Origin of the sequence: Lysinibacillus sp. NPDC056959 (genome assembly GCF_042674095.1) — a bacterium.
Classification (GTDB): domain Bacteria; phylum Bacillota; class Bacilli; order Bacillales_A; family Planococcaceae; genus Lysinibacillus; species Lysinibacillus zambalensis.
The window spans coordinates 35506-54164 of sequence record NZ_JBHURE010000010.1; the positions used below are offsets into that span (position 1 = coordinate 35506).

The following is an 18659-nucleotide window of genomic DNA, read 5'->3' on the forward strand; positions in this document are numbered from 1 at the left end:
TTAATGCCTACTCAATTATCCTTATTTTAACAAATAATACATAATATTTAAATACTTATTATTTCTTTTTAAATCATTACCCAATTTTCGTCGTTAAGTACGGATAAAAAAAGCCACCCCACAACAATTAAACCGATGCAGAGTGACTATTTAATCCATTAACTAAGATAATAATTTCAAAGAAATCGCTGCCCCTAAAACAAGTGTAATGCAAACAATACGTCTCCAATCCTTGGATTCATTGAAAAACAACATACCGAGTATTGCACCACCCGCCGCTCCTATTCCTGTCCAAATGGCATATGCTGTACCCATCGGTAAAGTTTCCATCGCATATGCAAGACCAGCAAAGCTCAAGGTAAAAACTAAAATTAATATCACCAAATTTTTAATACTTTTAGTATCATTATATTTACTAATCATATAAACACCAAGCATCTCACATAACCCCGCAACTACTAATGCAATCCATGCCATTATTCATTCACCTCTTTCTCTTTAGGCTCCCCGGTCACAAGCTTTAAACCGACGACCCCTGCAAGTAAAACGACAATACATAAAATTTTGGCTAATTTCCATGGCTCTCCGAACAGTAAGCTATCTGCACATACAGTGCCCGCCGTCCCCAAGCCTACGAATATTGCATAAACAGTGCCGACCGGTAAGCTTTCTCCAGCCTTAATTAGTAAATAAAAGCTAATAAAAATTGCAATAGCAGTACCAATCCATTCAAATACACTTCCAGCATGCTTTAAACCTATAACCCAGCCAACTTCAAAAAAAGCAGCAATTACGACACTTAACCATTGTTTGTTCATTGCGAATTCCTCCATTTTATTGTTAAACACGGATGTTGAGCGATTTTCTGACCTAACTGATTACTTCTTCAGGATACCCAATCACTTCACGCTGTCTACCCCTAAACTAAACTCCTTTCCCACAGTAGCCAAATAAAAAAAGCCTAAGAAACACTGCTGTAAACAGTATCTCCCAGGCTTTTATCCTTCCGTGTCACAAAATCAATTTTGTGGTTTTCTCTCGGACCAGACTAGCATTTGCTACGGAACCCTAGAAAACTTTCATATTTGATTATGCTATTAGTATAGCAAATTATTTAGCTTTTTTCTACTGAGACATAGCCAAGGTTAATCAGAAAGATAAATAGCGATGTGTTCAGAAAATTATGTTAAAATGAAACGTATTATTGTAAGGAGGTATTACATATGGCAATTGAAAAAGTACGTAAGCATTTAGCGCAATGGAATGCGGAACACAATATACAGGAGCTAAACGAAAGCTCGGCGACTGTTGAACTGGCAGCACAAGCACTCGGGTGCGAGCCAGAACGCATTGCGAAATCCTTATCGTTTCTCGTAAACGATGGAGCGATATTAATTGTTGCTGCAGGCGATGCCAAAGTCGACAATGCCAAATATAAAGCTGTCTTTGGTACAAAGGCAAAGATGCTTGGGAAAGATGAAGTACTCGAAAAGATCGGACATGATGTAGGTGGTGTTTGTCCTTTTGGCGTGAATGAGGGGGTTGCTATTTATTTAGATGAATCGCTCAAACGCTTCACAACAGTATTCCCTGCATGTGGTAGCAGTAACTCCGCCATTGAGCTTACTATTTCTGAATTAGAAGCCTATACTCCATATCAAGAATGGGTTGATGTTTGCAAAGGCTGGAATGAGTAAAGATATAATTATCGGCGAAACTTTCTATAGAGCTTCGCCGATTTTGATTTAGCTTTCTTCCCTATATCCAACGGCTAACCAGTGAGAATCCCATTCTGTAATTTGATTACCTACTCTACAAGATAAGCCACACGCACGATTATCAGCGATAAATGAGCCGATTAACCACTTCTTTGTTTGTAATCCTTCTTTAAGCTTAATCGTTATAGAAGGCATTTCTACATATTGCTGATAAATAAACAAATTATCATCATAATGGGTATGCGCAGAGGCATTCGTTTTCGTACCATCTCCTGCATAAATTTCTACAGTATTCCCTTCCCGTGAATAGACAGGTTTCTTTACAAACGGCAAATTTTCCTGAACAAATGGCTCTCCTGAAAGATATGTTGGTAGCATATATTTCTGAATGACCTCTCGCTCTTCTGCATTAAAAAGAAGCGAATCATTTTTTCTTTCCCAAATCAGCCATAATAAAATTTTCGATTGCAGTACATATGCTGCTGGTGCGTTGATAATAGCAAGCTGACCATCTTTTACAAGTTCCAATAAACGTAGACCAATACGCTCACCGTCGGAAGACACATCATCTATTAAAAACTCTACTGGGTGCGCGGGACGATACAAAATATCAATTTTCTCCATTGTAGGCGTATAAAGGCCTCGAGCTATATTAGCAGTGTTGCTAGAAAAAATGATTAACTCTTGTATAGGAACATATTCTACATCAAAAGGTATACATTTCTTTAAAAACTGTACCTGGCAGTATTCCTCATAATCTTCTGCAGCCGTTTTCCCTGTAATGACGATTTTAGGTTTTTTCAAATCATTTAAAAAATGCATAGCGGCAAAAAGTGCACCGGACAAGGTTTTATGTAATGCTGAAACATCATTCGGACTATCAAATCCTAAATGCTGACAAAGCGCTTTATTGATCTCAAATGTTTCTTGGACAAGAAATGGCGTTTCACCATTTAATTCAAGACACTTTATTTGTCCGTCCTCTGTACAAATAAAATCGAAGCGTGCCAGTACCGATTGTTGCTGTAAATAATCTAATTGGATATATGGCAGCATTTCAGAACGAATGCCCAGTGCTAAAAGTTGTTCATCCGATAAATGTTTAAATTGTTTACCAACCTTCAAAAATATTTTCCAGAGTATAGTAGATGCATAGTTAATTTCATCGATTTTCTCTTTAGGTAAATCCAGTACATCATATAAGGCATACTCTAGGTTCTCAAAGTCAGGAAAAAAATCAGGTAATTGAGAATAAAATATTTGGCGTTGTTGAAAATAATTGTCCATATTGATTTCTCCTTTTAAGAAGACGAAGAGCCACCTCGAGAGGCACCACCTGAGCCAAAGCCTGATTTCCCAGTACTGGATGATGAGTGATTTGAATAAGAACTATTCGAAGATGAATCTGAACTATTTGAGAATGAACGCTTGCCACTCGAATAAGAGTTGGACTCGTTTGTATTTGAATTAGAGCTATTTGTTGTTGAGTTATTTGAACTGTTAGATGTTGTGCCAGACGAATTTTGAGAGCCGTTCGTCGTAATTCCATTTGTATTTTTGCTTTCGCTAGTATTACTTTGAGTCGTACGTGGCACTGCTGAACCGCCACCTCTATCCTCTCTATCTGTACCATTTTTTAGATTGCGACTTTTATAAATGGCACTTCCAATCAATGCTCCGGTAGTTGCATACATAAGTCCATTAAAGAAATGATGTGCATAATGTGGCGAATTTTCATCTAAACATTCGAAGGAACCATCATCACTTTCTTTCCATTCATCACATGCACTTGCCATGTCACTGTCATATACACTTTGTAAATCATCACTAGCTGTTGCTGTGTTGTTTTCTTCCGTTACATTATTTGTATCAGCTGAAGGTGCAGAGGATTCCTCGACAGTTTGACTTTCTGTATTCCCACATGCGGCTAATTGCATAGCCATAAATGACGCAGTTGTGACTGCTATATATTTTTTCATTTGTTTTGCCATATTATATTTCTCCTTTATATAGATACTTAATTTACGGATGTTTACTTCTTTAGGTTTCATTTTTTACAAATTCATACATATTATTGCAGTAAAAACTCCCTGATGGATTGAAATCATTCACCATCAGGGAGTTTCGCGCAAAATTATTTATTTATTCGGCACTGCTTTTCTTCCATATGTCATGAAGCGCCATAACTTTTCAAATGGCCCCATTTTAAAGAATTTAAACCAGATGACACTAAAGATAATTTGAATGACAAAAGTTAGGATTGCAATGATTACTACGTCAGAAGGAGAAACAACTTCTAGCCCCATTAATGACATAATAGCTAGGCCTATAAAGCTTTGAGCTAAATAGTTTGTAAATGCCATCTGACCAACTCGTCCAATTGGTTTAAGAAGCTTCGCAATTTTCTTATTCTCTAATATAACAAATAGACAAGTTAAATAAAAATACGTTGTTGGAATTACCCCTAAACCAATAATGAATTGTAGATTTTGATCTTCCCCTTGAGCAGCAAACCAAATCCAAAGAGAGATACCTACAAAGAGTGGGAATGTCACAAATTGAATCCATTTTATTTGTTTTGAGTATTCACTTACATGACTAATCCAATCAGCTTTCGCTACTAAAAAACCAGTTAAAAACATAATAAAAATAGTAACTGCATCATTTCCTAAAAAACCAAAAACAGTTGAAAAGGCTCCTTCATTTGGCATAAATATTTGCCCGAGAATGCTTAGGATATAAACAGTAATGATAGCAAATAACCATTTACTTATTGTTGAAACCTTTGCATTATAGAATGGAATTAGTAAAAAACCTATTACTGCATAGATAGCAAGGATTGAACCCCAAAAAATAAACAAATGGACAATACCAATTAATAATAAAGCTAATAAACGTCTTGCAAAACGCCATCTTGGTTTATCGCCACGCGCTTCTGCACGTGAAGCAAAAATATAAAAGCCTACACCAAAGAGGAATGAAAAAATTGAAAAGAATTTCTTCTCAATAAAAATATCAATAAGCGTATCAATAATACCATTAATTCCACTATAGTCAGGCATCGGTCCTCCCTCTACTATTACCTGGTAGGCCGCTACATTTATAAACAAAATGCCAAATAACGCTAGCCCACGAATAATGTCTAAGGATACGATTCTTTCTTTTTGAGGTACGGATGGATTCATTCTTTAAAACTCCTTTTCTTTCAAACTTTACTGTATATGGCTATCATAGCTTTTCATCCTTACAGTAGTTTTTTCAAAAGCTTACAAGAACCTTACATTTATAGATTTGTCTCATCATTTATTCCCTTTTTTTATTTACATTAGTCTTTAATCTCCTTCTAACAGTAATAATTCCATATTTTATAGTAACAATTATTTCTTTTAAAAAAGGAGACTCGATGATGTTTAGACACCGTAAATTTGGTTTTTGCTACCCTGGTTATAATTACTGTGGACCAGGGTGTTCAGGCCCAGGTAGACCTACCAATGCTGTAGATTCATGCTGCAAATTACACGACGAATGTTATGCTCGATATGGTAGAACAAGATATTGCGATGAAATGTTCCAAAATTGCTTACGACCTCAAATGAATGCTAATAATAAAATGGCTAGAGATGCTAGATTGTTTTATAATATCTTCGAAATGCGTAACAGGTTCTTTTAAGCCATCAAGAAAGCTCACGATGTTTTTTACATCGTGAGCTGATTTATTGTGCTTTTATAGAAAACTGTATATTTTACTGGGTTAGTAAAGCCTAACTTAACGCCTAAATGATACGACCCATAGTTATCAATATCACAATCCCAACAAGGTTGTAAATCATTTAAAAGGCAATCATCAATAAATTTTTCTGCAATGAAGCTTGCTAATCCTTTTCCTCTATAATTGGTATCAGTTATTATATCAATCTCTGCAAATTGATGAGATTTAAAAATAGAAACTGCTTCGCTAATGATCTTATTTTCATGCTGAAGACAAAAGCCAACGCCTCTTTCTAGAAAATTATCGGTAGAATCCCAGTATTCCTTATAATATTGATTGTCAAATTCTAAACAACGATCAATTTGAGGTTGCTTGATTTTAATGCATTCATAGTCAAGCGAATCTCGTTTTTCTCTATTGTTATAAGCATTTATATCAAAGCTAAAATTGTATCTTTCTAATTTATTTACATAATCATTTAGTCGTTGCTCGATTTTTGTGCTCCATTCATCAGAATAACTAAATAATGTGAAACGTTTACTTTCCTCAATCGATTCTTGTAGTAAAGCCGCGAGTTCACTTATAACTTTCTCGTTGGATGGATCCCCATAAACATAGTATATTCCTGATTTGGTTTGAAACAGTAGTGAATGAATGCTTTCATTGTCGGCATAGACAACACCTTCTATTATTTGATCTAGAATACTGTAGACAAATGTTGGCGCCCTTTCTATTGTTTCTTTGATAATCGAATAATTCTTGACCGTCACTTTAATCATTATCTTTCCCCCTATTCTTTTGTATCTCTTCATGCGGTATAACATTTTAACAATTACTACAATTATTGTATAATAGATACATGAAATTTGAAGGGACTGAATTATGCGCAGATAGCAATATTTTTCATCCAAACTAAATGAAACAATTGGAGGTAAAAGTATTGATTGAACAAATTAACACCAAAAGATTATATTTAAGAAAAATGAAGAAGGCTGATGCACATAGTCTATTTAATATTTGGTCAGATCCCGATGTGACGAAGTTTATGAATATCGCCAATTTCACCCATGAAGAGCAAGCGAAGGAAATGATTGAGCTTTTTGATCAATTGGCTGAGGACCATAGGGCTATTCGTTTTTCAATTATTGAGAAAGAATTCAATCAGATTATCGGCTCTTGTGGATTCAATACATTTGACCTAGAAGGAACTACTGCAGAAATAGGCTATGATCTTGCTAAAGCACATTGGGGAAATGGCTATGCGCCAGAATGTATTTCCGCTTTGATAGATTACGCGTTCTCTACTTTAAGCATCACTAAAATTGTAGCAAAAATAGAACCTGGTAATAGTAATTCTATAAAAGTAGTAGAGAAATTGAATTTTACGTTTGAAGGAACATTTCAAGAATATGAAGAATCAAAAGAATCTTTTTATGACATAAACATTTACTCTTTCAGTAAATAATTAGTGTAAAAAATTATAAGCCAAGAATGTTATCTACGAACATTCTTGGCTACTTCATTTCTATTACTTAATCGGAATCCAAATTTCAGAATAAAGGTCAGGACTAAATGGATCTTCGTCCGAGTAAACTTCCAGCTCAGCTGTCCCCGTAGGCTCGTACGGATTGGATGGGAACCATTCAGAGTAAATTTGTTTCCACGTATTTTGCATAGCATCCGGCATAGGGCCATGTACTTCAAACACAACCCATTTTGACGCTGGAACTTCCATTGCATTTAGTTCTTCTGGAACATTCCCATTATGATCCGTTGCAATCCAATAATCAATAAAACCATTTTTTTGTTCGCTGGCATTTGGTGCACAGACGCCAAGCACCCCTTTAATTTCTCCATTATTTAATGAAAATAATTGATGATCCATTCCCTTGCTGTTAATCTCATCCCAAAATTTAGGGATTTCTCTCGTATTCTCACCATTTTGACAATTATACGTTCTTTTTACTCCGACCACTTGAAACTTTTCTTTTTCTACGATTTTATACTTCATTGGTTCTGCTCCCTTCAGGCTCACCTGGATAACCAGGCGGTTGTATGATTGTAGTTGTCCTTGCTTCTTTCTTGCTTCACTCGGCGTTACGTGATGCTGCTTACGAAATGCCTTTGTGAAAGCTTCAGGAGAGTCGTAGCCATATTTGTAGGCGAGATCGATTACTTTCTGCTCTGTATTTATCAACTCCTGTGCCGCTAATGTTAACCTTCTCCGTCTAATATAATCTGCAATAGACATATCCGTTAAAATCGAGAAAGTCCGTTGAAAATGAAAGATTGAAGAATTTACCTCTCGTGCGATTTGTTCCATTGTGATGTCATCTAATAAATGCCCCTCGATGTAATTAATTGCTTTTTGAATCGACTCAATCCAACTCAATTGCTCTCACTCCTTGTTTATAGTTTAAAACATCAAAATAAGTTATTCCTGTCTTTTTATGCTAACGTTGGACTGGTTAAAAAGAAAGCTTTATTTTCATCATAGCGTGGTGTTGATTTCCGTTCCGACTGGTCGCTTTGTAGCTTTGCTTTCGCTACAGAAAACATTTGTTGCTGCCGCTTCGCTTTCGCACAGTTAAAACATTTGTTGCTGCCGCTTCGCTTTCGCACAGTTAAAACATTGTTGCTGCCGCTTCGCTTTCGCACAGTTAAAACATTTGTTGCTGTCGCTTCGCTTTCGCTACAGAAAACATTTGTTGCTGACGCTTCGCTTTCGCACAGTTTAAACATTTGTCGCTGACGCTTCGCTTTCGCGCAGAGCAAAGCTTCCTGGGGGCGTCCGATGAGCCGCTTGGGCCAAAATGTTGGTCACGAAGGCATTATCACAGGACGTGATGGTTTTAGCCTTCATTCCTCTATTGCTAATCCCCACGGAGTCGCCCAGTCTCCACCCCAATCAACCTATATGCATAGAATCAACAAAAGTCATACCTATTTTTGGATAATATAGGTTAAAATTAGTATAAAAAATTGGATTGGAGGTTTTGATTTTGGGTAAATGGCAAGGAGCTGCAGGAATTCATTTAAATGAAGACAATCAATTATTAATGGTTTTGCAAGGTACTAAAGAGGAAGTAAAAACATGGGCAGTACCATCAGGTGGAAGAGAAGCTACTGAGAATTTTGAGGCATGTTGTATCCGCGAAGTGTATGAAGAAACAGGATTTGTAGTAGACATCGTCAGAGAAGTATTACATAAAAATAATGAAGTAGTAGAAGTGCGTTATTTCGAAACAAGCATTACCGGTGGACAAATGATGATACATGATCCCGATGAATTGATTTATGAAATTGCGTGGAAATCAAAAGATGATTTACTAGATTTAACATTAACTTTCCCTGAAGATAGACAATTTCTATTATCATTATTTCAATAAAACCTACCACAATAAATGATGAGAAGCTTGGTGCTTGGCATTACCTCAATCGCGGATATTTATGTTTCTTCCGCGGGTATTTCCCTTTCACCCGCGGGTAAACATTTATATTATGATTATTTCATTTTTACTTTTTCAACGGCCGCTTCGTATATCAATTCATTATCGATTTTAATATATTGATTTTTCGCTGCCTTACAATAGCCTTCTTGTTCTAAAAAATCTTTCAACTCAGATTTCTTAGCAAAAATTTTTTCAATGACATTCTGCTCCACTGCAGTTTCATCTAATTTTTTAGCAATTGATACCCAATATATTTTTGACAATATATTTCCCCCTTTGAATCAATTATTTATAAATAATTAAAGCTGAATGTATAACTGTATGTTCCCCTATATATAACGTATTGTATTTAATATCCACTATTAAATAATCGCTTAAATCTAATAGAGCGTTATTAATATCATGTTCAAATTGTACAATGTCATTATTTTGGATCGTTACTACTTGGGTCGCTTGTGTCATACATTTTCCCCCTTTTCTTCTAATCATAGAATAAAAGGAAGTATTTGTCACAACAAAATATTTAGGAGTAGAAAGTGCTACAGCTTTATATAACACTACTTTTTTTAAATAAAAAGTGTCGGAGCACTACTGCCCCAACACTCCCCTTCTAATACATTTTTAAATATTCTTCCCGCTCCCAGTTATGGACACGTGTGCGGTATTTATTCCACTCTATTTCTTTAGCAGCCGTGAATTTATCAAAGATATGATCTCCAAGCGCTTCACGTACGATATGATCCATTTCTAGTTCAAAGAGTGCGTATTCCAATGAAGCTGGGAGACTATCGATACCATTCAATTCACGTTCAGCTCGTGACATTTTATAAATATTTCGATCTACAGCATCTGGCGGTGTGAGATTTTTGCGAATGCCATCGAGCCCAGCTGCTAAAATAACAGCCATTGCTAAATAGGGGTTTGCTGCTGGATCGACAGAACGGAGCTCGATACGTGTTGATAATCCTCGTGCAGCTGGAATTCGAATAAGTGGTGAACGATTTTGTGCAGACCATGCCACATAACAAGGAGCCTCATAGCCCGGCACTAATCGTTTATAGGAATTAACAAGTGGGTTTGTGACAGCTGTAAAACCATGTACATGTTTTAGTATTCCTGCCATAAAGCTACGTGCTGTTTCGCTTAATTGCAATTCTGCATGTTCATCATAAAACGCATTTTTATCCCCTTCAAATAAGGATAAGTTGAAGTGCATCCCAGAACCGTTAACACCAAATAGTGGCTTTGGCATAAAGGTTGCGTGCAGTCCATGCTGTGCAGCAATCGTTTTTACAACAAGCTTAAACGTTTGAATATTATCACATGCTTCGATAGCACTTGCATATTTAAAGTCGATTTCATGTTGACCAGGTGCAACCTCATGATGAGATGCCTCAATTTCAAAGCCCATTTCTTCTAGCTCTAATACGATATCACGTCGACAGTTCTCCCCTAAGTCAGTTGGGGCTAAATCGAAGTATCCACCACTATCATTTAACTCAAGCGTTGGATGCCCTTTTTCATCTAGCTTAAATAAGAAAAACTCCGGTTCTGGTCCTAAATTAAATGAGCTAAAGCCTAACTCCTCCATCTCCTTTAAAACCTTCTTCAGATTGGAACGTGGGTCGCCTTCAAACGGTGTACCATTCGGTCTAACAATATCACAAATGACACGGGCCACTTTACCTTTCTCGGCAGTCCACGGAAAAATGACGAATGTATCACGGTCAGGACACAAGTACATATCTGATTCTTCAATACGTACAAATCCTTCAATCGATGAGCCATCAAACATAATTTTATTGTCCAACGCTTTGTCTAATTGAGTAACTGGTACTTCAACGTTTTTGATCGTTCCTAATATATCAGTAAATTGTAGGCGAACAAATTTTACATTTTCTTCCTTAACACGACGTTTAATATCTTCTTTTGAATAATGTTTCATTCTCCACCACTCCAATGTTATTTTAATTCACACAATTCTTTTACAACTGCTTTTAAAATACATCACAAAGATGAAAAACACAATATCTATGTAAGGTTTTATTACATACTTTTTCTCGAATATACTTATCGTTTTTTTAGATTTATAGAGTTATCCCCTCTTACTACACCCGCTGACAGCAACACATCTTTTTTCTGTGCGAAAGCGTAGTACTAACGTAGCGACAGCAAGCAAGCGTTTTATTGTTGCACCATCAAAAAAGTAGGTTGCATCCCTTAAACGGAACACAACCTACTAACCTACTACCATTAGTATTGCAATAGCATATTTACAAACACAACAATAATCACAAGAGGTACTACTACTAGCATCAATAGACGATAAGTTGAATAGAACCCTTGCCCCAATTTGCTTCCTATTAATAATTCCTTCTTCACAAATTCTTTATCAACTACATATGCAATAAAGATAGCAATCAATAAGTTACCTATCGGAAGCATTAAATTAGAAACTAAAAAGTCAGTTGCATCAAAAATTGTTTTTCCAAAGATTGATACATCCGCTAATGTACTTGATGAAAGCGCTGCAGGAATCGCCGCAATAAAGACAACTACACCTAGTAACATTGTCAACGCAGAACGAGACATACGCCCTTTCTCTATAAATGCCGCTACGATAATTTCATATAAACTGAAGGAAGAAGTTAGCGTTGCGAATAAAAATAATAATAAAAACATCGCTAAAAATAGTTCACCAAATGGCATTTGACTAAATGCTGTTGGCAGAACCATAAATAATAAGCCTGGACCAGACGCTGGTTCTAAATCAAAAGCAAATACAACAGGGAAAATGGCTAATCCTGCAAAAAACGATACAAGCACCGTGAGAAGAACAACAGAGCCCGCAGAATTCGGTAAGCTTACATCCTTCTTTAAATAGGAGCTGTACGTCACAAGACAAGAAAACCCTACCGCTAAACCAAAGAAGGACTGCCCTAATGCTTCTAATATAGCCTTACCAGTCATATTGGAAAAGTCAGGCCACAAGAAGAATTTAACTCCCTCCATTGCCCCATCTAATGTTAAAGCCCGCACAACAAGCACAATAAACATAATAAATAATAAAGGCATCATCCACTTATTAGCCTTCTCTATACCATTTTGCACACCAAGTGAAATGACTAGTACATTTACTAGCGTAAACAATCCTAAACCTAGTAGCGTAATCCAAGGTGTCCCTACAACTTCCCCAAATAGTTTACTTGGATCATTAGCAGGATCAATAACTGCCCCACTCACACCTAGGCCACTATATATAAAAATCCAACCTCCCACAACACTGTAAAAAGTTAATAATAAAAAACAACCGAGTACACCCATACGACCAACCCAAGCCCAGCCTGTTTTCGTCGGTGTAATTTTTTTATATGCAGTCACAGCCTCAGACTGTGTACCACGACCTAAAATATACTCTGATAATAACATCGGTAAACCAATCAACAATGTAAATAGAACAAAAATAAGGAAAAATGCTCCCCCACCACTTTGTCCAGTAACATACGGCAACTTCCATATTGCCCCTAGCCCGATTGCAGCTCCCGCTGATGCTAAAATAAAGCCTAGTTTACTAGACCACTGACTCTTTTTTTCACTCATCTCTTCAAACTCCTCTAACATTCTAAACTCTTCCTTATTTTACATGAAAATAGTAATCTAGACTAGATTATTTCTATTTGTTACTTTTGCACAATAATATCCAGCATATCCATCATTCTATCTATCCAATATAAAAAACCTCGAGCACTTAACAGCTCGAGGTCTCATCCATATTATTTTGTTATATACATAGAGCGCTGTTGATGAATCCATTTGCGCATTGTTGTAAATAGTAATGCCATGATGAACGTTATTAAAATACCCTTAATAATGTTAAATGGCAAAATACCAGCTACGATCATTTTATATAGTGAATCACCTACGACAGGCTCCATACCTAAAAAGTAAGTGTACATAGGTAAAAATACTGCATAGTTAAGAATGCTCATTCCTACTGCCATTATGATTGTACCTGCAGCTAAACCTCCGACAAGACCTTTAACTGTCTTGACGCGATTAAAGACAAAGCTAACTGGTAAAATAAATAAAACACCTGTTACAAAGTTCGCGATATGACCTACTGGTACTCCTGTTGGCGTACCTGAGAAAATCCAGTCCAACACATTTTTAAAGAATTCTACTAAAATACCAGCTACAGGTCCCATTGTGATCGCTGCAAGCAATGCCGGCATATCACTGAAGTCTACTTCCAAAAACGCTGGAAATGGCGGAATAGGGAAATTAAAAAGCATTAACAAAAACGAAATACTGCTCAGCATGCCAATCGTAATAAACGACTGAAGTTTAACATTTTTCTTCATAGTAAACTCTCTCCTCTTTGCTGATTCAATCTCGCAAGAAGAAAGGTTACGACCACATCAATTCTTATTATGAAAAAACCCTTATGCAAAATAAGCATAAGGGAGAATAGGCATGATTAAAGAAACGCCATTAATTAACTATTGTTGAGCATACGCTGCGTAAAGCCACAACGAAAAAAACGCTCGTACATAGCTAAATTCATAACAATGAATGACGATCGCACCTCCATCTTCTCCCATCCAGACTTTAACTGTCGGCCTTGGAATTACACCAAGTCAGCCATGCAAAAAAATATTTGCACAGGTCGCGGGCTGAAGAGTTTTTAGTAAATTATTCGAGCTAATGAAAGACATTAGCGATTTACAACTCTATTACCGCCGGTCGGGATTTCCACCCTGCCCCGAAGATGAATCAATATTTTTTTATTTCATAGCCTTACTATAATGAATTACGAAGGAAAAGTAAATAGCTTTGCTTAAAAAAATCCGATTAAACTTGTATGTTTTACAAATACCCGCAATAGTCCCATCTTTAAAAGTTAAGGGTTTACTATCATCCCCGTTGATTGTTATTCTTCACCAATCGGGCTTTTACCATCCTTTGATCTCCCCCTAAACTAACAAGAGCATTCACGCCCGTATAGCGGCGAGAATGCTCCAAGAAATTCACTTATAAAGTTGCGTTCATTTATTTGTTGTTTCACCATTTATGGCATATATCGTTTATTGGCTCCTACAGGCTTTGGTAAGAAATTTTTCAAATCAAATCCTTCCCAACTCTCCTGTACAACATTGTCTAGGCGTACTTGTTGATCAAAGCTTGCAGCAGTTAGCATCATTGCTTCAATTAATTGGGTTGCACGAATCACGTCCATTGTCGTTAAATCAAGCGGCTCGTCGAATGTAACAATAACGCCTTCTGCTACCTCTTTTACAGTGTATGTTATATTTTCCGGTATGACTGGAACGTATGCATTATCATTTTTAGCTCGCATATCAACAAGAGCTTCTGTTACAGTGGAAAAAGTTTTACGAGAATCGGGTGATAAATATTCAACTCCATTTTCATCTTTATATAAATAATAATTAAAATGATTTGAGCTCGTTAATGCCATAGAATTACTGGCCTCTTCTTCATTGGAAAGCTCGGATTCTGTATCATTAAGTTTTCCAAATTCGATATCTTTATACTCTGAGTCTGAGAATGTATCCTGTATAGTCCCTACATATTCTCCAGAATCTTTAGCAGCAACATCATAATCATTTTGCTCCGGCAATACATGAACAAGTTGATCGCCCTTCTCCTTCAATTCTCCTTTATATGGATGATAATTAGTAAAACCATTTGCTTCCTCATCAATTTTTGGCGCATACTTTTCATACATTTGTAATGTTGTAGGTTTTTTCTTCCCAAAATCAGTAGCCACTCGTTCATTTGGAATAATATACGTCATCGGTACGCTTTCCTTATCACGATTTGCCAAACCAATATGGAATGCTACTGCATCTGTTAAATCATCTTCATATACAGATGATCTCAGAGACATGATCCGCGAATGTTCTGCTACTATGTTAGACTCCATAATATTATCATGCATAGAGCTTTTTGCTGCACGATCTTCCTGCATTGTTGAATATTGAGAAGTTTCAGGAGCATTGGCCTGATCCATTTTTGTATCATGATTATTCATGAACATAGAGCCTGTAAGTACTGTTAAAGCGAAGACAGCTGCAACACTCATAAAGATTGGCCATTTACGACCTTCTTTCTTTATAGTCTGTTCCGCACTGTGTTCCTCTTGTGATGTTATTTCATCATCAATTGGTTGTTGAATAGCTTGAAGATGGACAGAATCCTGCAAGCGAGCATCTGCCAATAATCGATTTACTATTTCTTCTTTCGAACGGCGGTCAGAAAGCTTAGGGGCATTATTCAATATATGTTCCAGTTGGTCATCATCGAATGGATTATGTGTCATTACCGTTTCGCCTCCCGTTCTCTAACCTGTTGTAGCTGTTGCTTTAAAAATTTTATGGCGCGATGTTGCGTGGTTTTTACCTTCGCTTCTGTCCAATCTAATATTTGTGCTGTTTCTGCAATCGATAACTCTTGAAAGTAGCGCATAATAATGACCATTTTTTGGTCACCTGTACAATGTTCAAGCGCTGATTGAACTTGCATAAATTCATCATTTGCCTGCAGCACGTCTTCGGGTAATGGTGTGGTTGAATGCAGCTGTTCCGTTTCCCAATCAAAAAAATCAAGTGAATGTTTTTGGCGTACAGCCTGCTTTCTAAAATGATCAATTGCGACATTTTTAGCAATCGCAAAAAGCCATGTCTTTTCACTGCTATTGCCTGCAAACTTATCATATGAGCGCAATACGCGAACATAAACCTCATGTGCTAAATCCTCAGCAAGTGTACGGTTTTTTACTAAATAAATAAGAAACTGGAACACGTCTTGATGATATGCATCGTATAATCGATGGAACACGGAGTCATTCAAAGCACTCCACCCCCGTTCTATTTATATTTGTCGTTTAAACGTTCACAGAAGTTACATCCAATTAACACCAATTCATCAATGATACCTAGGTATCATTGGGTCAAAAATCGGCTTTAGGCCAACGTGATATATCACTCAGTTTTGTGTTGTTGCTGTCGCTTCGCTTTCGCACAGATAAAACCATGTTGCTGTCGCTTCGCTTTCGCACAGATAAAACCATGTTGCTGCCGCTTCGCTTTCGCACAGAAAACATTCGATAAATTGCCACAAGACGAGGCGTTCTTAGACTGAGTTTTCTATGGATGTTTTGACACCCGCTGAAAAGTTACTTAAATCCTCTTTCATTTGCTGAAAACAGATAATAGCGATGCTTTTAATCGAATGGTAAATAAAATGTGAAGGTAGTCCCCTCTTTTAGCACACTATCCACCATAATATTGCCTGAATGTGCCTTAACTATATTTCTAGCAATAGCTAAACCTAGGCCAGTTCCGCCTTTAGAACGCGTACGTGCTTTATCTGCTTTATAGAAACGTTCAAAAACATATGGCAGGTCCTCTTGTGGAATACCATGTCCTGTATCCTGGACAGATATTTTGGCAAAGGTCGGCTCTTGCTCAACTTTCACGGTTACTGATCCTTCATCTGTATGGCGAAGAGCATTATCGACTAAATTCGTTAATACTTGTTCAATCCGATCCTCATCTATACTAATCGTAACATCGTCATTAAACTCACTGTCAAATATTAGTCGAACATGTTTCTCTTTTGCAACTTGTGCAAATTTTTGTGTAATACGTTCAAATGTTGAATTAATCGGAAGCTCATCTTTGTAAAGCGTCATATGCCCCGATTCCATACGAGCAAGGTCTAATAAATCTGTCACGAGGCGTCCCATACGCTTCGATTCATCATAAATAATTTTTGTAATCTCATTTCGTTCTTCTTGATCTTGAATAAAATCATCATCCATTAATGCCTCTGAATAACCTTGGAGCATCGAAATCGGCGTCCGTAGCTCATGAGACACATTGGCAATAAAGTCTGAACGCAGTTTTTCTAAGCGATGCTGCTCAGTCATATCACGAATAACTGCAACCGCTCCACGTATCGATTCCTCACTATAAAGAGGGCTAATCGTAAACGTATAGTAATTTCCGTCCATCTCAATTTCTTCTTCAAGCTTATCTTCAAACATCAGTACATGATCAAGCATATGATAAAGTTCTGGCGGAATTGGCTTCGCACTTTGTGAGCCTTTATTGACGAACCATTTTTGCATTAAACGGTCCGCTGGAGGATTACTTAATAATATTGTACGATCACGATTAAACGTAATAACTGCATCTGTCATCGATGTTAAAATATTTGATAGCTGTTCATTTTCTTGATTAATCACTTCTAGATTGTGTTTCAATTGACGTCCCATTTGATTGAAGGCAACTGCAAGCTGGCCTATTTCATCATTTTGGGTAGTTGGCATTTTCGCTTCAAAATTCCCTTTAGAAATTTCAAACGCCAACTCACGCATTTTACGTAATGGTGACGTAATACGTGACGAAAGAAAAAACGCAAAAAATGTCGTCAGAACAAAAGCTATGAAAGCAGATAAAAAGACAATTTTCGTCGTCTCTTTCGATGTTTTATGCAATGCATCTGGACTTTGATAAATAAAGACAGCCCCGTGGACTGTATTTTCTACATTTAGCGGGAAACCTAGTACAACATAAGATTCCATTTTTTCTTCATCTGTGGAAGACGGCATCATCATTTCCTTAATAATCGGTTTATCTGATTGAAAAACTTCATGAAACGATTTATTAGCTAAAATCATATCCTGAATTTCTATTTTATTGACACCTTCCTGCATAGCGAAAGAGACTCTATCATGATTAATAGCAATAAGTGCATTTGTACTTTCAGGTAAAATATCTTTTAATAATTCAGAAGTCGATTCTGCTGTTTCATTATCATCCACTATACTTGCAATCGTTGCAGCAGTTTGACGCAAAGAGCTTTCCGCTTGTTGCATATGGTAATTTTGAAGAAACTCAAGCATTAAAACCGTGAAAACAAATAATACAAATGAAACGAGAAGCAATATGGTTACCCATAGCTTCCCGACAACACTATTCCATATTCTATTCATTGACAACCTCAAATTTGTAGCCAACGCCCCATACAGTAACAATCATCTTTGCAGCGTTTTCTGAAACACGGTTGAGCTTTTCACGTAAACGTTTTACATGTGTGTCAACTGTACGTAAGTCACCAAAGAAATCATAATGCCAAACTTCTTTTAGTAATTGTTCACGGTCAAATACTTTGTCTGGTGATTTTGCTAAGAAATAAAGTAATTCATACTCTTTAGGTGTTAAATTTACTTCAATACCTTCTGCTGTTACGCGGTGTGCATCATGATCAATCATTAAATGTTGAAACACAACTAAATCTTTTGAAGAAGAAGCATTTGTCGAAGGTGAGAATGCTTGTGAACGGCGTAATATAGCCTTCACACGTAACACAACTTCACGAGGACTAAACGGTTTTACAATATAATCATCTGCTCCAAGCTCAAAGCCTTGTACACGATTCGCTTCCTCGCCTTTTGCAGTTAATAAAATAATTGGTGTTGCTGCTCGTTCACGGATTTCCGCACAAACTTCAAGCCCGTCTTTTTCAGGCATCATAATATCAAGTAAAATACAGTGATACTCTTTTTCTAAAGATTTTTCGATCGCTTGTTCACCATTTTCTGCTTCGTCAACAAGGTATCCTTCTCGCTCTAAATACATTTTTAATAAGCGTCGAATACGGTCCTCGTCATCTACTACTAATACTGAAATATTTTCTGACACTTTCACGATCCCTCTCTTCTAATCTTTCTCTACCTTCTATTGTACATCGTAC

21 protein-coding genes and 2 riboswitches are annotated in these 18659 nt (G+C 36.8%); of the genes, 4 read left to right on the forward strand and 17 right to left on the reverse strand.

Annotation, left to right across the window (positions count from 1 at the left end):
• Window positions 1-162: 162 nt before the first annotated feature.
• Window positions 163-477, reverse strand: a complete 315-nt coding sequence (locus tag ACFTQ7_RS13365) for a DMT family transporter (RefSeq protein WP_197144467.1) — start codon at window positions 475-477, stop codon at window positions 163-165.
• Complete coding sequence (locus ACFTQ7_RS13370) at window positions 477-818, reverse strand: DMT family transporter (protein WP_386829299.1); 342 nt, start codon at window positions 816-818, stop codon at window positions 477-479. Before ACFTQ7_RS13370 ends, ACFTQ7_RS13365 begins: the two co-directional genes overlap by 1 nt.
• A 167-nt stretch (window positions 819-985) precedes the next feature.
• Window positions 986-1083: riboswitch (guanidine-I (ykkC/yxkD leader) on the reverse strand.
• A 140-nt stretch (window positions 1084-1223) separates the two neighbouring features.
• Here ACFTQ7_RS13370 and ACFTQ7_RS13375 point away from each other — a divergent pair.
• On the forward strand, window positions 1224-1697 hold the full coding sequence (locus ACFTQ7_RS13375) for a YbaK/EbsC family protein (RefSeq protein WP_386829300.1): 474 nt from the start codon (window positions 1224-1226) through the stop codon (window positions 1695-1697).
• A 48-nt stretch (window positions 1698-1745) separates the two neighbouring features.
• Here the strand turns inward: ACFTQ7_RS13375 and ACFTQ7_RS13380 are convergent, their stop codons facing one another.
• From ACFTQ7_RS13380 to ACFTQ7_RS13390, 3 genes are all read right to left on the reverse strand, one after another.
• Complete coding sequence (locus ACFTQ7_RS13380; RefSeq protein WP_386829302.1) at window positions 1746-3005, reverse strand: glutathionylspermidine synthase family protein; 1260 nt, start codon at window positions 3003-3005, stop codon at window positions 1746-1748.
• A 14-nt stretch (window positions 3006-3019) separates the two neighbouring features.
• Window positions 3020-3709 (reverse strand): hypothetical protein, encoded by a 690-nt coding sequence (locus ACFTQ7_RS13385; protein WP_386829303.1) that lies wholly within the window; start codon window positions 3707-3709, stop codon window positions 3020-3022.
• A gap of 147 nt (window positions 3710-3856) precedes the next feature.
• On the reverse strand, window positions 3857-4903 hold the full coding sequence (locus ACFTQ7_RS13390; RefSeq protein WP_386829305.1) for a DUF418 domain-containing protein: 1047 nt from the start codon (window positions 4901-4903) through the stop codon (window positions 3857-3859).
• 221 nt (window positions 4904-5124) lie between these two features.
• Here ACFTQ7_RS13390 and ACFTQ7_RS13395 point away from each other — a divergent pair, with 221 nt between their 5' ends.
• A complete protein-coding gene (locus ACFTQ7_RS13395) occupies window positions 5125-5388 on the forward strand; it encodes a Parvovirus coat protein VP1-like protein (RefSeq protein ID WP_349659718.1) in 264 nt (87 codons plus the stop codon).
• 26 nt (window positions 5389-5414) lie between these two features.
• Here ACFTQ7_RS13395 and ACFTQ7_RS13400 read toward each other — a convergent pair whose 3' ends face one another.
• On the reverse strand, window positions 5415-6206 hold the full coding sequence (locus ACFTQ7_RS13400) for a GNAT family N-acetyltransferase (protein WP_386829307.1): 792 nt from the start codon (window positions 6204-6206) through the stop codon (window positions 5415-5417).
• Between the two features lie 161 nt (window positions 6207-6367).
• On the opposite strand from ACFTQ7_RS13400, the gene ACFTQ7_RS13405 reads away from it, so the two are divergent.
• Complete coding sequence (locus ACFTQ7_RS13405) at window positions 6368-6892, forward strand: GNAT family N-acetyltransferase (RefSeq protein WP_386829310.1); 525 nt, start codon at window positions 6368-6370, stop codon at window positions 6890-6892.
• Window positions 6893-6955: 63 nt separating this feature from the next.
• Here ACFTQ7_RS13405 and ACFTQ7_RS13410 read toward each other — a convergent pair whose 3' ends face one another.
• Entirely contained in the window at window positions 6956-7819 is an 864-nt protein-coding gene (locus ACFTQ7_RS13410; RefSeq protein WP_386829313.1) for an AraC family transcriptional regulator, read from the reverse strand.
• Between the two features lie 56 nt (window positions 7820-7875).
• Window positions 7876-8169, reverse strand: a complete 294-nt coding sequence (locus tag ACFTQ7_RS13415) for a hypothetical protein (protein WP_386829315.1) — start codon at window positions 8167-8169, stop codon at window positions 7876-7878.
• 317 nt (window positions 8170-8486) lie between these two features.
• On the opposite strand from ACFTQ7_RS13415, the gene ACFTQ7_RS13420 reads away from it, so the two are divergent.
• Complete coding sequence (locus ACFTQ7_RS13420) at window positions 8487-8816, forward strand: NUDIX hydrolase (protein WP_386829431.1); 330 nt, start codon at window positions 8487-8489, stop codon at window positions 8814-8816.
• A 116-nt stretch (window positions 8817-8932) separates the two neighbouring features.
• Here ACFTQ7_RS13420 and ACFTQ7_RS13425 read toward each other — a convergent pair whose 3' ends face one another.
• The 9 genes from ACFTQ7_RS13425 to ACFTQ7_RS13465 form a co-directional block, all read right to left on the reverse strand.
• Window positions 8933-9142, reverse strand: coding sequence for a hypothetical protein (locus ACFTQ7_RS13425; RefSeq protein WP_386829317.1), 210 nt, complete (start codon window positions 9140-9142; stop codon window positions 8933-8935).
• 22 nt (window positions 9143-9164) lie between these two features.
• A complete protein-coding gene (locus ACFTQ7_RS13430; RefSeq protein ID WP_268635783.1) occupies window positions 9165-9341 on the reverse strand; it encodes a sporulation protein Cse60 in 177 nt (58 codons plus the stop codon).
• Between the two features lie 148 nt (window positions 9342-9489).
• Window positions 9490-10824: a type I glutamate--ammonia ligase gene (gene glnA / locus ACFTQ7_RS13435; RefSeq protein ID WP_386829319.1), complete on the reverse strand. Its 1335-nt coding sequence runs from the start codon at window positions 10822-10824 to the stop codon at window positions 9490-9492.
• A 308-nt stretch (window positions 10825-11132) separates the two neighbouring features.
• Complete coding sequence (locus ACFTQ7_RS13440; RefSeq protein WP_349659593.1) at window positions 11133-12479, reverse strand: sodium-dependent transporter; 1347 nt, start codon at window positions 12477-12479, stop codon at window positions 11133-11135.
• Window positions 12480-12652: 173 nt separating this feature from the next.
• On the reverse strand, window positions 12653-13240 hold the full coding sequence (locus tag ACFTQ7_RS13445; RefSeq protein ID WP_349659594.1) for an ECF transporter S component: 588 nt from the start codon (window positions 13238-13240) through the stop codon (window positions 12653-12655).
• A gap of 224 nt (window positions 13241-13464) precedes the next feature.
• A riboswitch (FMN riboswitch) is annotated at window positions 13465-13653 on the reverse strand.
• Window positions 13654-13947: 294 nt separating this feature from the next.
• Window positions 13948-15219: an RNA polymerase subunit sigma gene (locus ACFTQ7_RS13450; protein WP_386829322.1), complete on the reverse strand. Its 1272-nt coding sequence runs from the start codon at window positions 15217-15219 to the stop codon at window positions 13948-13950.
• Window positions 15219-15749, reverse strand: a complete 531-nt coding sequence (gene sigX / locus ACFTQ7_RS13455) for an RNA polymerase sigma factor SigX (RefSeq protein ID WP_386829324.1) — start codon at window positions 15747-15749, stop codon at window positions 15219-15221. The genes ACFTQ7_RS13450 and sigX overlap by 1 nt, the downstream gene beginning before the upstream one ends.
• 373 nt (window positions 15750-16122) lie before the next feature.
• A complete protein-coding gene (locus ACFTQ7_RS13460; RefSeq protein ID WP_349659597.1) occupies window positions 16123-17898 on the reverse strand; it encodes an ATP-binding protein in 1776 nt (591 codons plus the stop codon).
• A complete protein-coding gene (locus ACFTQ7_RS13465) occupies window positions 17891-18607 on the reverse strand; it encodes a response regulator transcription factor (RefSeq protein ID WP_049668637.1) in 717 nt (238 codons plus the stop codon). Before ACFTQ7_RS13465 ends, ACFTQ7_RS13460 begins: the two co-directional genes overlap by 8 nt.
• Window positions 18608-18659: the final 52 nt, after the last annotated feature.